The following is a 12,725-nucleotide window of genomic DNA, read 5'->3' as shown; positions in this document are numbered from 1 at the left end:
GCTTCCCCCGCCAACAGGAGCCAGCAATGACCTGGTTTTCAGATCCCGACGCTGTCGCCCGCTACGCCGAAGGCCCGGTGAGGCTGGTGCCGGGTTTCGAGTCCCTGCAGCGCATGACCACCCTGTTGCTGCGCGAAAGCGTCCCGGCCACCGGCAAGGTATTGGTACTCGGTGCAGGCGGCGGCCTGGAGTTGAAGAAGTTTGCCGACAGCCAGCCCGAGTGGCAGTTTGTGGGGGTGGACCCGTCTGCCGAGATGCTGAAGCTGGCCGAGGCCACCTTGGGTCAGCTGATGGCCCGGGTGCAGTTGCATGAAGGCTATATCGATACCGCGCCCGAGGGGCCGTTCGATGCCGCCACGTCCTTGCTGACCTTGCACTTCATCCCGGCCGAAGAGCGTCTGCAAACCTTGAAAGAACTGTGGCGGCGCTTGTTGCCGGGCGCGCCTTTGATTGCGGCGCATCACAGCTTCCCGCAGTCGTCGCCAGAGGAAAAAGCGCGCTGGCTGAAGCGTTATGCGGCCTATGCCGTGGATTCCGGCGTGCCGGCTGAAGATGCGCAGCGGGCGATTACCGCCATCAGCAGCCACTTGCCGGTGCTGTCACCCAACGACGATGAAGCGCTGCTACGGGAGGCAGGCTTCGAAGGTGTGGAACTGTTCTACGCGGGCTTCAGCTTCAAGGGCTGGGTTGCGTACAAGCCCGCCTAGCTTCCGGGGGAGGCTTACCAACTCCCCGACGCCCCACCCCCACCACTGGAACCACCACCACCCGATGAGCTGCTGCTGGAACTGGAACTCGAACCGGAGGAGCTGGAGCCCCCACCAGACCCCGACCCCGACCCGCCGCTGATACCGTGGGCAAAGATGAACAGCGCCGCGAACGAAGCGAAAGGAAACGCCAGCAGCCATCCCGTGGCGCCCTTGTCAATCAATGCCCCGACGATCCCGTACACCGCCAGCACCGCCACCAGCCGCACGACAAAGCCCACCTGGCTCTCTTGCCACATGCTCTTCATCACCAGGAACAGGCCCAGATACAGGCCCAGGACCAGCAACCCTGCGAATGGATAAGCCAGCCAGTGAATAAGGGATATCTCGCGCACGAAGTTATCGGTCAGCAGCACGCCGGCGATGTAGCCCAACAGCACCAGCACGGTGTAAAACGCCGCCCTCGCCTGCCACAACGCGCCGAAAGTAGCGCCACCGATCAGCATGCACAGGGGCAGCAACAGCAAATAGACCGGCCAGTCCTTGCCGCCCGCAACCGCGACCAGCACCACGGTGACAACGACCACCGCCATCAGGGCCCGGCGCCAAGGGAGTTTTTCGGCGCCCATCAATACCCCGACCACCCCGCCAAACATGAATGCCAGGAGTACCGCATACGCTTCAGGCGGGAAACCGGCCTTGGCCACCTCGGGCAAATTGCCCCCGTCCACCAACAGTGTCAGGTCGTCCACCGCTTGCTGCACGCCGCCTGCGTAATCGCCCTGGCGAAACGCCGGGGTGATGTGTTCCTCGATGATGCGGTGGGCCAGCAGGTCGGTGACCACGCCCTCCAGGCCGTAACCGACTTCGATCCGAACCTTGCGATCGTCTTTCGCCACCAGCAGCAGGATGCCGTCGTTGACGTCCTTGCGCCCCAGTTTCCAGGTACGGAACAGTTGGTTGGCGAAGTCCTCGATGCCAACGCCCTGGGTGCTCGGCAGCAGCATCACCGCCACCTGTGCGCCCTTGCGTTGTTCCAGACCGGCGAGTTGCGTGGTCATACGCGATTGAGTGGCAGCGTCGAGGGTTTGGGTCAGGTCGATCACGCGCTGGTCCAGCGCAACCGTGACCGGCGCCGGGGGAACGGTATCGGCCCACACCTGCGAGCCGGAAACGATCAGTAGCAAGCCCAAGACACATTGCCGTAGGAACACCATCATGTTTTGTTACCTGAAGTTTCATCCTGAATCGGCCGACTTTACCCTATCGACGCTATAAACAGGTGACCCGACGCCACCGACTATCTAGACTTACGCCACCCCCACACACGCCCTACACGAGAACGCCATGGACCTTCAGCAGCGCAACAACGTCAGGGTGTATGGCAGCGGTCCCTCGACCCTGGTTTTCTCCCATGGCTTCGGGTGTGATCAAACCATGTGGAATTATCTGTTTCCTCATTTCACCGGGCGTTTCCGTGTGGTGCTGTATGACCTGGTGGGGGCTGGCCAGTCCGACCTGGGCGCGTACGACAGCGAAAAATACAGCTCACTCGCCGGCTACGCCCATGACTTGGGCGAGATTGTTGATGAATACGCCGTGGGCCCGGTGGTGCTGGTGGGGCACTCCGTCAGCGCGATGGTCGGCGCCCTGGCCGATCGCCAGGCGCCCGGAACAATCGCCGCCCATGTGATGATCGGTCCTTCGCCCTGCTATATCGATTCCGGTGACTACACGGGCGGGTTCACCCTCGACGATATCCATTCGTTGCTCGATACCCTCGACAGCAATTACCTCGGCTGGTCCAGCACCATGGCCCCGGTAATCATGGGCGCACCCGGGCAACCGGCCCTCGGCGAAGAACTGACCAACAGTTTCTGCCGCACCGAGCCGGACATCGCCAAGCGCTTCGCACGGGTGACCTTCCTGTCGGACAACCGCCAGGACATCGCAGGCCTGATGACCCCCACCCTGATTCTGCAATCCACCGACGACTTGATCGCACCGGTGTGCGTCGGTGAGTACCTGCATGCCGCGTTGCCCGCCAGCACGTACTGCCTGGTCGATAACGTGGGGCATTGCCCGCACATGAGCGCACCCGGCGCCTGTTCAGCGGCCATGGACAGTTTCCTGTTGCCATGGGTGGGTGCCGATGCCAGCCGATAACCTGTCGTTGCCGGACTCTCAACGTTTGTTCGACGGTGCGCCCTGCGCCTTGGTAGTCACCCGGGAAGACGGCACCATCGTGCAGGCCAACCAGTGCTTCAGCGACTGGACCGGCTTCAGCGTCGATGAGTTGAAAGAACGACGATTCCAGGACCTGCTGACGATGGGCGGGCGGATCTTCCATCAGACGCACTTGGCGCCGCTGATGAAAATGCAAGGCTCCATCGCCGAAGTGAAACTCGACCTGCTGCACCGTGACCGGCGCACCGTCACGGTATTGCTCAACGGCGTCAGGCACGAACATGCCGGTATTGCCTACAACGAACTGGCCCTTTTCGGCACCACCGACCGCGACAAGTACGAGCGCGAACTGCTCAACGCCCGCAAACTGGCTGAAGCCTTGCTGCAGGAAAAGACCGCCGCTGAAGTCGCGCTGCATCAGGCCCAGGCCGAACTGAGCAGCGCCTATGAAATCGCCCAGCGCCGGGCGCTGTTTGCCGAGCAGATGGTCGCGATTGTCAGCCATGACCTGAAGAACCCGCTTACCGCGATCAAGATGGCCTCGGAGTTCCTCGCCCGTGGCGAGCGCAGCCCCAAGGAGCGCCAACTCCTGGGGCATATCGGTCTGTCCACCGAACGGGCGCAGCGGATGATCGCCGACTTGCTGGACTTCACCCAGGCCAGAGTCGGCCAGGGCATCAGCATCAATCCCGTAGCACTCGACCTGCACGCCGTCACCCGTGACAGTCTCGACGAGTTGCGGGTGGCGTTCCCCACGGTGACCCTCGAACATCACGCCACTGGCAGCGCCCGCACGTTCCTGGATGCCGACCGTATACAACAAATCATCGGCAACCTGGTGGCCAACAGCGTGGCGTACGGCGAACTGCAACAGCCGATTACCGTCACCTCGCACCAGGACGCGCAAGAGAGCCGGCTCTCAGTGCATAACCACGGCCCGGCCATTCCCGAAGCGTTGATGGCTGGCTTGTTTGAGCCCATGACCCGAGGCACGGAGCAAGACAGTGAGGTGCGTAGCGTTGGCCTGGGGCTGTTTATCGTGCGGGAAATCGCCAAGGCCCATGATGGAGGTGTTTCGGTGAGCTCAAGCCCGGACCGGGGCACTACCTTCAGTGTGCACTTTCCATTGCGCCACCCATGAGCGCGGCCGCCACAGTGCCGTGAACAACGGTTTGGACTGACCCCGTCAACACCACGCCGCCACGCCCATCCCAATGCACCGTCACGGTACCGCCATCGCATTGCACGTCGACGGTATCATCCAGCAGCCCACGACGAATCCCGTTGACCACCGCGCCACAACAGCACGAACCCGAGCCCTGCGGGATACCGCCGCCCCGTTCCCAGATGCGCAGGCGGATATGACCCCGGTCGAGTACCTGCACGAAATGCACATTGGTCTTGTTGGGGAACAACGGGTGGGTTTCCAGCGACGGGCCAACCGTCGCAATATCGACCGTCGCCAGGTCATCGACAAAGAAGGTGCAGTGCGGGTTGCCCATGCTGCACGCCGCCGGGTCACCCTCCAGCGGCAAGCGTTCGGTGTCCATCGCTTGCGCCAGCGGAATAGCTTCCCAGCCCACTGACGGCCGCCCCATGTCCACCGACACCCGCTGCGCCGATTCGCGCACGCAGGTCAGCAGTCCCCGGTTGGTTCGCAGCACGAGGGTGGCAGTGCCGGCTTCGCGCATCAGCATGTCTGCAACCCCGCGGGTGGCGCTGCCGCAGGTGTCGAGCGGGGTGCCGTTGGGGTTCCAGAATTTGATGCGGGCAGCCGCGTCAGTGCAGTCGAGCACCACGGCCAATTGATTGAAGCCGATGCCGCGATGACGGTCACCCAGGCGGCGGGCGATTTCAGCGGTGATCGGGTCATCCTGGCCGCGCCGGTCGATCACGATGAAATCATCACCGTGGGCGTGCATCTTCACGAACTGCAAAGTCATGGGGCGTCCTGTTCTCGACCGGGCTTGGCGGGCTAGGATAGAGGGCTGGCGGGTATTTCATCAAATTTCCATCACGGGCATGGTAGCGTGGCTGCGCCCCGATCGGGTCAATCCATCCCTGAGGAACAGCATGCTCCAACGCCCTCTGCACACCGTGGCCCTCGCCGCGCTGCTCGCCGCGTTCGCCAACGCCGCCTTTGCCGCGCCCCAGGTGCTGAGTGCCTGCCAGCCCGCCACTTCGAATCCGACCTCCAAATCACTGCTGGCTGCCGCCCAGCGCCACCTCGGCGACCAGCCCGACGCCCTGCCCCATCTGCACACCGAAGGTACCCTGCCGAACCACGGCATCCGCGAGCAAAGCATCGCCGCCGAGAAGGATTGGCCAGTCATGCGCCAAGCGGCCCTGGCCTGGCGCCTGAGCCGTGACACGCGCTACCTCAAGCAAGTGGATGACTACCTGAGCGCGTGGGCCAGCACCTACCAGCCGGACTTCAACCCGATCGACGAAACCAACCTCGACATGCTGATCAGCGCCTACGCCCTCACCGCCAGCGACCTTCGCCCCCAGACCCGCGACGCCACCCGCGCGCTGCTGACCCACCTGGGCAATGGCTATATCGAGCGCATCAAGCAGTTCCACGGCGAAAAGAAAGCCACCAACACCAATAACTGGCAGAGCCACCGCGTAAAACTGGTCACGGTGGCCGCCGCCGCACTGGGCGACCGCGAGATGCTCGAACAGGCCTTCCAGCTGTTCCGGCAACAGATCAACGACAACGTACTGCCCGACGGCTCGGTGAGCGACTTCCAGGACCGTGACGCCCTGCACTATGTGGTCTACGACCTGGAGCCGCTGGTACAGGCCGCGCTGGCGGCCAAGCCCTACGGCATTGGCGGCAACTGGCTGGACGTCACCGCGCCCCACGGTGGCTCGCTGAGCGAAGCACTGGACTGGCTGGCGCCGTATGCCAAAGGCCAGCGCAGCCACGAAGAGTTCGTGCATACCCACGTGCAGTTCGACCGGGACCGGGCCCGCGTAGGTGAGCCTGGCTACAGCGGCGAATGGAACCCGAAAAGCAGCAATACGCTGTACTGGCTGGCGGCGCAGTTGGACGCCCGGTATGTGCCAGTGGCCGAACAACTCGCGCCCAAGCCTTCGGACTGGATCGGCGCCTGTTATTTGAAGTGAGTCGCCCGGTAGACTGAGCCGACTCACCCCTTCGAAGGATCGACCATGCTTATTGTGTTCAGCGGCCTGCCCGGCACCGGGAAGACCACAATTGCCAAGGCCCTTGCCGGCCAATCCGGCGCCGTGTATCTGCGCATCGACACCATCGAGCAGGCCATCCGCGATGCAGGGGTCCTGGAGCAAGGTGTGGGCAGCAGCGGTTACCAGGTGGCCAATGCGCTGGCGTTGAGCAACCTGTTGCTGGGCCGCACGGTTGTCGTCGATTGCGTTAACCCGGCGGCTGAAAGTCGTCAGGCGTGGAGCGACACCGCGCTAAGCGCCGATACGCCGCTGGTGAATATCCAGGTGGTGTGCTCCGACCCACACGAACACCAACGTCGCGTGGAATCACGCACCAGCGATATTCCGGGGCTCACGCCGCCCACCTGGCAGTCCGTCCTGGCCCATGAATATGAGCCATGGGCCGAGTCGCCATTGACCGTCGATACGGCGCGCTTGCCTCCCCATGAGGCGCTGACGATGATCAACGCTCAGCTAAGCGCCTAGAGCGCACTCTCCATCGCTTTCATCAACACCGGGTCGCGCCCGTAAATGTCCGGCGCGTAGAGCAACGCGCCCTTGCCATCGACCTGCACCGTCCAATACCCCAGCAGCACCGGTACCGGCGTCGCGAGCCGGAACTCGTGGGTGGTTTCCGTCGCCAGCAATTCTTCGGTGCGGATCTTCTCCGCCGGGCTCACCAGCAAGTCCCGCAGCAGCAGTGGCTGCTCAACCCTCACACACCCCGAACTGAAAGCCCGCGGGCCCTTGGAGAACAGCGGTTGGCTCGGTGTGTCGTGCAGGTACACCGAATACGGGTTGGGAAAGCGCAACACGATCCGGCCCAGCGGGTTGCGCGGGCCGGCGCCCTGGCGCAGCAGGATGTTGCCGGGGTGCGACCAGTCGACCTGTTCCGGTGCCAGCGGGTTGCCCTGGCTGTCGAGCACTTGCAGGTTCTGCTGGCGCAGGTATTCGGGGTTCAGGCGGATCGCCGGCAGCTTGTCCTCGCGCATGATGGTGGGCGGGATGGTCCAGGTGGGGTTCAGGGTCAGCCGGGTGATGCGCGACTTCAGCAGCGGCGTCTGGCGGTCGGCGCGGCCGACTTGCAGGCGGGTTTGCCACACGGGCACGCCGCCCTGGTAGAAGCTCAGTTGCGCCGCGGCCACGTTCACCAGCACGCCCTCGGGTTCCAGGTCCCGGGACAGCCAGCGAAACCGTTCAAGGTTGATGCGCAATTGTTCGCGGCGAATCGCCGGGCTGATGTTCAGCTCGGTGACCGTGCCGGGGCCGATCACGCCGTCGGCTTGCAGGGAATGGCTCTGCTGGAAGGTCTTGACCGCGTTGACCAACTCGCCACGGTATTGCGTCCCCGCGGAGGTGGCGCTCAGGTAGCCGCCATTGACCATTCGCCGCGCCAGTTGCGGCACCCGCGAATCGTCCATGCCCGGGCGCAGCAACGGGCCGCTGGCCACGGCTTCCCAATGCTGCAACGGTTGCTGGCGCAAGGCGGCGTAGGCACTGCGCAGGCCAAGGTATAGCGGCGCGCTCGGGCGGGCCTGGTCGAAGGCTTGGGCGACGTTCTGCATGCCGGCCTCGGCCATGTCCAGCAATTGGGTGTCGGGGTCCGGGGCCGGTTGCGAATGCCAGACGGGCTCGAAGCGCGACTGCTGCAAGCGGCCGAAATGCAGGTCCTGCAGGGCTTGCAGGTACTGCTGGCTGGTACCGATATCGATGCACAGCACGTTCCCCGTGGCATCCGCCGGGGGCAGTCTATAGTGAATCGGGTCCAGGCCATCGTCGGCCAGCAACTGCAGTTGGGCTTGCAATGCGGCGCGGCGATCCCCCTCGGACCACAGCACCACGTCGCCCTGCTGCTGATAAAACGCCTGCAAACGCGCCAGGGAAGGCGCATCGACCTGCCCGGCCGGGCCTGGGCAAACGGTCGACAATTGCGAGAGCGCCAATTGCACCGGGGCCGGCGACACCACCAACAGGTCTTCGGCTGTCGCGACCAGCGGTGCAACGAGCAGGCAAATGCTCAAGTAACATGCGTGTTTTTTGAACAATCGCTTAGCTCCCATCCACGGCGGAGATGCTTTATACATGCTGACCTTTTGCTGCCGACTCGGCCTGATCATCTCGACCTTTGCCTCGCTGAGCACCGTTGCGCTCGCAGACACGGGTAAACCTCTTACTCTGTATAGCAGCCTCGCCCACGCCGCTCCAGAACTCAACCCCGATGTACTGAAAAGAGCCTTGAGCGCCATGCAATGCGCGGTGGGCAATGGCATCGAACAGTCCGACCGGCTGGCGGTGATCGACTATTCCCAACCTTCGACCGCTCGTCGCCTATGGATCTTCGACCTGCGCAAGAAGACATTAGTGCTGCGGGATTTGGTGGCCCACGGACAAAAATCCGGGGAAAACTTCGCCACCCAGTTCTCCAACCGTGAAGGCAGTTACCAGTCCAGCATTGGCTTGTTCCGCACCCAGGAGAGCTACGAAGGCGCCCACGGCTACTCGCTGCGCATGGACGGCCTGGAGCCGGGTTTCAATGACCGTGCACGGGACCGCGCCATCGTGATCCATGCCGCCGACTATGTAAGCCCGTTGTGGAGCAAGCGCGAAGGCCGTATCGGCCGCAGCCAGGGCTGCCCCGCCGTACGCCCGCAGGTAGCGCGCCAGGTGGTGGACAAACTCAAGGACGGCCAGTTCATGTTTTCCTGGTACCCCGACCAGCGCTGGCTGAAGTCCTCGGCTTACCTCAACTGCAAGCCGCGCCAGATGGCGAGTGCCGGTACTGTCAAAGGCGGTTGATGCTCTCGCTGTTGCCGTGCACCATGCGGCTCACGCCACCAGGAACTCCACCGTGTTCCTGGGCTTGATGAGAGAGAGAACCTGAGATGCTTTTACATCAATCCACCTGGATCGAGATTGGCCAGTTTCTGGAACGCAGCCGCAGCATCGTGATTCCCATCGGCTCCAACGAACAACACGGCCCCACCGGCCTGTTGGGCACCGACTGGATGTGCCCGGAAATCATTGCCCATGAAGCGCAGAAGAACGCCGACATCCTGATCGGCCCGACCTTCAATATCGGCATGGCCCAGCATCACCTGGGCTTCCCGGGCACCATTTCCCTGCGCCCTTCGACCTTTATCGCGGCGATTGGTGATTGGGTACGCTCGTTGGCAGGCCATGGTTTCGAGAAGATCCTGTTTCTCAATGGCCACGGCGGCAATATTGCCTCGATCGAAGCGGCGTTCTCCGAGCTGTATGCCGAAGCCAGCTTCAGCGGGCGCCCGTCGGGTTATGCGCTGAAACTGTGCAACTGGTGGGACCTGGAAGGCGTGAACGAGCTGGCGCACCAGCAGTTCCCGGTGGGCCATGGCAGCCATGCCACGCCGTCGGAGATTGCCGTGACCCAATGGGCCTACCCGGACGCGATCAAGTCGGCTGACTACTCGCCGCAAATCGCCAACACCGGCCCGATCCGCGAAGCCCGCGACTTCCGCGCGCGATTCCCGGATGGGCGCATGGGTTCAGACCCGGCGCTGGCCACCCCGCAAAAAGGCGGTGAGTTGGTGGCGTTGGCGGCCAAGGGGTTGGTGAAAGCGGTCGATACGTTCAGCAGCGAGCCAAAGCCGAGCTGAATCATTCGCTCAAGACAATGAAGATCAACTGTGGGAGCTGTCGAGCTTAAGCGAGGCTGCGATGGGATCACCTCGGTGTCACTGTCATACCGCAGCGATGCCATCGCAGCCTCGCTAAAGCTCGACAGCTCCCACATCAGATCCTCGCTCGTCGATTACAGGCAATCCTGCGCCGCATGCTCGAACCGCGACGGCTTGAACGTCGATGCCAACGGCTTGCGCTCGTACAGGAACACCTTGCCGCCGTCCTGGGACTTGTAGACTTCGAGGATGTTGTCCGCGGCGATCTTGCTGCTCACCACGATCCGGGCATGCCGCGAATTCTGCGTGACCGTGGAGGTCATGCCGTTTTTCTCGAACTTGGGCACCACGCACTGCACGTAGGCTTCAGGGTCCTTGGCGGTTTGCAGGGTAAGGGTTGGGGCATTGGGGGCGGATGCACAGCCCGTCATCAATAAAGAAGCAGAAGCCATCGCTGGCACTAACAACACGCGCATAAAAATTCCTGAAAAATAAACGAAGTGGGCTAACCGGCAGCGACCAACGCCTTGAGCGAGGCATCGAACTGCTTTAATGCGTTCAACTGAACGTCGCGCTGCTGCCCAATCTGTGCAGCGATCTGGGGCGCCGTTTTGTCATGTACCCACACATTAGGCAAGTGCATTTGCATCGAACCCTCGGCTTTGGCGATGTATTGCAGGTCAAGGTCATAGAACTTGGCAACAAATCGCGCTTCCACCAGGTCGTTACGCTGGGTCAGCAATTGGTTGTAGGTATCGAGCATCACCACCACATCCGGGTGCGCCTGCAACAGCGCATCAAGGTTGTCGTAACGGGTGACCGAGGCAAAGGTGTGCCGCAACGACGCCATCAGCCAGTCAATCGCCAGGTCCGGGTCGGAACTGTCGACGAAGGCCTGGCGAATCTGCTCGTCCAGCTGGCCCTTGGCACCATTGACCGCCATGGCGTGGTAGCGCGCCAGGTACTCAAGGTTGTCGAGGGTGTTGTCGCTGTAGAGCACGCCGACCGATTGCGAATGCTGCAACCCGACCGGGCTGGCGACGATTGGCGCCAGGTGGCTGGCTTGAAGCCCCCCGGCCGACGCAGAGCCAACCATTGTGCTCATCAGCAGCGCCACCAGGGCCAAACCGGTAAAAGTCCTCATCGCAGGGTCCTTGCACATCATGTTCAATGATGGCAATTGTCCTCCTTTTTCAGAAAAACAGAACTCGCAATACTTGATGGTGACTATTATCTAGAGCAATAGTGTCGTGCAGGCCGCCTCACACAAAATGATAAGGAACGCCTATGAAGCCCCACCAGAAAACCTTCGATCGCATCCGTGAAGCTGTGCTTCCGGAGTTTCGCGAGCGGGTTGCCGATTACCTGGTCGACTATGAGGAAGTGCTGCTGGACAACGCCGCCGAACCGGAAGTGATCTACGCGATTGCCCAGCAACTGCGTGGCTACTTGCGCGGCTTGAACACCACCCGGGTACTGGGCATGGCCGACTGGGAAGACCTTGACCGCCGGGTGGTGCAAACCTGGCTGGTGCTGCTCAAAGCCGAATAGCACCGCGCCTCAAGCTCAGCGTATATCCACGCGATAACGGAAATGTTCGGCGTGGCCACGGCCGCGTCGCAACTCCAGGGGTTGGCCGGCGTAATCCCGGGCCAGCCGCTCGATCACCATCACCGGGCTGCCCACCGGCACCTGCAACCAGCGGGCCCACACGTCATCGATGGACTCGGCAGTGAGGGCTTCCTCGGCAGAAGCGACTACTTGCCCGCAGACTTCTTCGTAAGTGGGGTACAACAGCAATCCCTGCCGGGTCAGATCCACGTCCAGCAGCGCCTGGAACCGCTCGCGCGGCAGCCAGATTTCCTCGGCCAGCACTGGCCCGGTGTCCAGCACGTGTACCCGCACGATGCAGATTACCGGCGCATCCGCTGCCAGCCCCAGCACCTCGCTCACCGACAACGGCGCCTTCACCGGCTTGACCGAGAGGATCCGGCTCTGCGGCAGCTGACATTCACCGCCCGGGCCCTGGAAGCGGAAACACCGGAACAACGACGACTGAAACTTCGGGCGGCGCACAAACGTACCACGGCCCTGCTGGCGCTCCAGAATGCCCTCGCCCACCAATGCCTCGATCGCTTTACGCACAGTGCCGGTAGACAGCTGGTACTGGGTGGACAACACCGCTTCAGGGGGAATAGCCGCACCGGCGCGCCAGTGATTATTGGCAATCTGCTCAATCAGATGATCCCGAAAACGCTGGTACAGCGGCAGGCGGGAGTCACTCGACAGTATATTCATGGATCAGGATTCACTTAGTAATTGAGGAGGTGACTACAGCGACGGTCGTGCCTGCTTGACCCATTCCTGGACCGAAGGCCGTTGCCATTGGTGCTGGGCATACGCCACCAGGTTGGCGGGCACGCTGTCACCGTTGAGGATCAGCCGGTTGAGCATCACGGCCAGGTCCACATCGGCAATCGACCACGCGCCGAACAGGTAGTCGCGGCCGTCGGCCAACAGCGCCTGCGCCGCGTTGATCAGCGTGTGGGCCGCTGCTTCAGCAACCGGCGACAGCGGTTCGCCCTTGAGCCCGTAAAACACCACCAGGGTCGAACGTTCCTGCCGAATCGGCATCAAGTCACTGCGCAACCACGCCTGCACCTGCCGCGCCCTCGCCCGCTGGCGGGGTTCGGCCGGGTACACCGGCACCTGCGGGAACACATCCTCCAGGTACTCGGTAATCGCCGATGACTCGGACAGCGCAAACTCACCCTGCACCAGGGTCGGTACGCGCCCCGTCAGCGACAAGTGCGTGTACGCGTCAGTCTGGTTCTCGGCCGTGTCGAGGTTCAAGGTGAGCAGTTCAAATTCAAGGCCCTTTTCCCGCAGGGTCACAAACGCCGACATCGCGTAGGGACTGGTGAAATGGGCGTCAACGTACAGGCTCAGCGGGCGATGGTTCACGGCGACATCTCCTTGGTGGGAG

General features: G+C 62.6%; 15 protein-coding genes. 8 read left to right on the top strand and 7 right to left on the bottom strand.

Features of this window, described 5'->3' with window-relative positions:
* Positions 1–26: 26 nt before the first annotated feature.
* Positions 27–707: a class I SAM-dependent methyltransferase gene (locus QF039_RS09675; protein WP_307517714.1), complete on the top strand. Its 681-nt coding sequence runs from the start codon at positions 27–29 to the stop codon at positions 705–707.
* A gap of 14 nt (positions 708–721) precedes the next feature.
* On the opposite strand, the gene QF039_RS09670 is transcribed toward QF039_RS09675, so the two are convergent.
* Complete coding sequence (locus tag QF039_RS09670) at positions 722–1,927, bottom strand: YgcG family protein (RefSeq protein WP_307517713.1); 1,206 nt, start codon at positions 1,925–1,927, stop codon at positions 722–724.
* Positions 1,928–2,054: 127 nt separating this feature from the next.
* On the opposite strand from QF039_RS09670, the gene QF039_RS09665 reads away from it, so the two are divergent.
* Together QF039_RS09665 and QF039_RS09660 are read left to right on the top strand one after the other, a co-directional pair.
* A complete protein-coding gene (locus QF039_RS09665; protein ID WP_307517711.1) occupies positions 2,055–2,873 on the top strand; it encodes an alpha/beta fold hydrolase in 819 nt (272 codons plus the stop codon).
* Positions 2,860–4,035: a PAS domain-containing sensor histidine kinase gene (locus QF039_RS09660; RefSeq protein ID WP_307517710.1), complete on the top strand. Its 1,176-nt coding sequence runs from the start codon at positions 2,860–2,862 to the stop codon at positions 4,033–4,035. The genes QF039_RS09665 and QF039_RS09660 overlap by 14 nt, the downstream gene beginning before the upstream one ends.
* On the opposite strand, the gene dapF is transcribed toward QF039_RS09660, so the two are convergent.
* On the bottom strand, positions 4,004–4,837 hold the full coding sequence (gene dapF, locus QF039_RS09655) for a diaminopimelate epimerase (protein WP_307517708.1): 834 nt from the start codon (positions 4,835–4,837) through the stop codon (positions 4,004–4,006). The two genes, QF039_RS09660 and dapF, sit on opposite strands and share 32 nt — an antisense overlap.
* A 130-nt stretch (positions 4,838–4,967) precedes the next feature.
* Here dapF and QF039_RS09650 point away from each other — a divergent pair, with 130 nt between their 5' ends.
* Together QF039_RS09650 and QF039_RS09645 are read left to right on the top strand one after the other, a co-directional pair.
* Positions 4,968–6,026 carry an alginate lyase family protein gene (locus QF039_RS09650; protein ID WP_307517706.1) on the top strand — a complete coding sequence of 353 codons (1,059 nt, stop codon included), beginning with the start codon at positions 4,968–4,970 and terminating at the stop codon, positions 6,024–6,026.
* 45 nt (positions 6,027–6,071) lie between these two features.
* Positions 6,072–6,572, top strand: coding sequence for an AAA family ATPase (locus QF039_RS09645; RefSeq protein WP_373461978.1), 501 nt, complete (start codon positions 6,072–6,074; stop codon positions 6,570–6,572).
* On the opposite strand, the gene QF039_RS09640 is transcribed toward QF039_RS09645, so the two are convergent.
* Positions 6,569–8,131 carry a murein L,D-transpeptidase gene (locus tag QF039_RS09640; protein ID WP_307517705.1) on the bottom strand — a complete coding sequence of 521 codons (1,563 nt, stop codon included), beginning with the start codon at positions 8,129–8,131 and terminating at the stop codon, positions 6,569–6,571. The genes QF039_RS09645 and QF039_RS09640 overlap by 4 nt on opposite strands.
* Positions 8,132–8,168: 37 nt before the next feature.
* On the opposite strand from QF039_RS09640, the gene QF039_RS09635 reads away from it, so the two are divergent.
* Both QF039_RS09635 and QF039_RS09630 read left to right on the top strand, forming a co-directional pair.
* The gene (locus QF039_RS09635) at positions 8,169–8,882 is read left to right on the top strand and encodes a murein L,D-transpeptidase catalytic domain family protein (RefSeq protein ID WP_023658766.1); all 714 of its coding nucleotides are present in this window, start codon (positions 8,169–8,171) and stop codon (positions 8,880–8,882) included.
* A gap of 86 nt (positions 8,883–8,968) precedes the next feature.
* A complete protein-coding gene (locus QF039_RS09630) occupies positions 8,969–9,718 on the top strand; it encodes a creatininase family protein (RefSeq protein ID WP_102368837.1) in 750 nt (249 codons plus the stop codon).
* A 155-nt stretch (positions 9,719–9,873) separates the two neighbouring features.
* Here the strand turns inward: QF039_RS09630 and QF039_RS09625 are convergent, their stop codons facing one another.
* Together QF039_RS09625 and QF039_RS09620 are read right to left on the bottom strand one after the other, a co-directional pair.
* Positions 9,874–10,215: a hypothetical protein gene (locus QF039_RS09625; protein ID WP_003210199.1), complete on the bottom strand. Its 342-nt coding sequence runs from the start codon at positions 10,213–10,215 to the stop codon at positions 9,874–9,876.
* Positions 10,216–10,244: 29 nt separating this feature from the next.
* Positions 10,245–10,883: an ATPase gene (locus QF039_RS09620; protein ID WP_087692442.1), complete on the bottom strand. Its 639-nt coding sequence runs from the start codon at positions 10,881–10,883 to the stop codon at positions 10,245–10,247.
* 143 nt (positions 10,884–11,026) lie between these two features.
* Between QF039_RS09620 and QF039_RS09615 the strand changes: the two genes are divergently transcribed.
* A complete protein-coding gene (locus QF039_RS09615; RefSeq protein WP_003210203.1) occupies positions 11,027–11,290 on the top strand; it encodes a hypothetical protein in 264 nt (87 codons plus the stop codon).
* Between the two features lie 15 nt (positions 11,291–11,305).
* Here the strand turns inward: QF039_RS09615 and QF039_RS09610 are convergent, their stop codons facing one another.
* Complete coding sequence (locus QF039_RS09610) at positions 11,306–12,037, bottom strand: GntR family transcriptional regulator (protein WP_003210205.1); 732 nt, start codon at positions 12,035–12,037, stop codon at positions 11,306–11,308.
* 33 nt (positions 12,038–12,070) lie between these two features.
* Positions 12,071–12,703 (bottom strand): glutathione transferase, encoded by a 633-nt coding sequence (gene yfcF, locus QF039_RS09605; protein WP_102605989.1) that lies wholly within the window; start codon positions 12,701–12,703, stop codon positions 12,071–12,073.
* Positions 12,704–12,725 lie beyond the last annotated feature (22 nt).

Source organism: Pseudomonas sp. W2I6 (genome assembly GCF_030815935.1).
Lineage (GTDB): Bacteria > Pseudomonadota > Gammaproteobacteria > Pseudomonadales > Pseudomonadaceae > Aquipseudomonas.
Note: the sequence above shows the minus strand (reverse complement) of the source record. Positions and strands in the feature narration are given on the sequence as shown.

Bases quoted from the DNA above. Each gene is read 5' to 3' on its own strand.
- QF039_RS09675 (WP_307517714.1), top strand. From the start codon at position 27: ATGACCTGGTTTTCAGATCCCGACGCTGTCGCCCGCTACGCCGAAGGC.
- QF039_RS09670 (WP_307517713.1), bottom strand. From the start codon at position 1,927: ATGATGGTGTTCCTACGGCAATGTGTCTTGGGCTTGCTACTGATCGTT.
- QF039_RS09665 (WP_307517711.1), top strand. From the start codon at position 2,055: ATGGACCTTCAGCAGCGCAACAACGTCAGGGTGTATGGCAGCGGTCCC.
- QF039_RS09660 (WP_307517710.1), top strand. From the start codon at position 2,860: ATGCCAGCCGATAACCTGTCGTTGCCGGACTCTCAACGTTTGTTCGAC.
- dapF (WP_307517708.1), bottom strand. From the start codon at position 4,837: ATGACTTTGCAGTTCGTGAAGATGCACGCCCACGGTGATGATTTCATC.
- QF039_RS09650 (WP_307517706.1), top strand. From the start codon at position 4,968: ATGCTCCAACGCCCTCTGCACACCGTGGCCCTCGCCGCGCTGCTCGCC.
- QF039_RS09645 (WP_373461978.1), top strand. From the start codon at position 6,072: ATGCTTATTGTGTTCAGCGGCCTGCCCGGCACCGGGAAGACCACAATT.
- QF039_RS09635 (WP_023658766.1), top strand. From the start codon at position 8,169: ATGCTGACCTTTTGCTGCCGACTCGGCCTGATCATCTCGACCTTTGCC.
- QF039_RS09630 (WP_102368837.1), top strand. From the start codon at position 8,969: ATGCTTTTACATCAATCCACCTGGATCGAGATTGGCCAGTTTCTGGAA.
- QF039_RS09625 (WP_003210199.1), bottom strand. From the start codon at position 10,215: ATGCGCGTGTTGTTAGTGCCAGCGATGGCTTCTGCTTCTTTATTGATG.
- QF039_RS09620 (WP_087692442.1), bottom strand. From the start codon at position 10,883: ATGAGGACTTTTACCGGTTTGGCCCTGGTGGCGCTGCTGATGAGCACA.
- QF039_RS09615 (WP_003210203.1), top strand. From the start codon at position 11,027: ATGAAGCCCCACCAGAAAACCTTCGATCGCATCCGTGAAGCTGTGCTT.
- QF039_RS09610 (WP_003210205.1), bottom strand. From the start codon at position 12,037: ATGAATATACTGTCGAGTGACTCCCGCCTGCCGCTGTACCAGCGTTTT.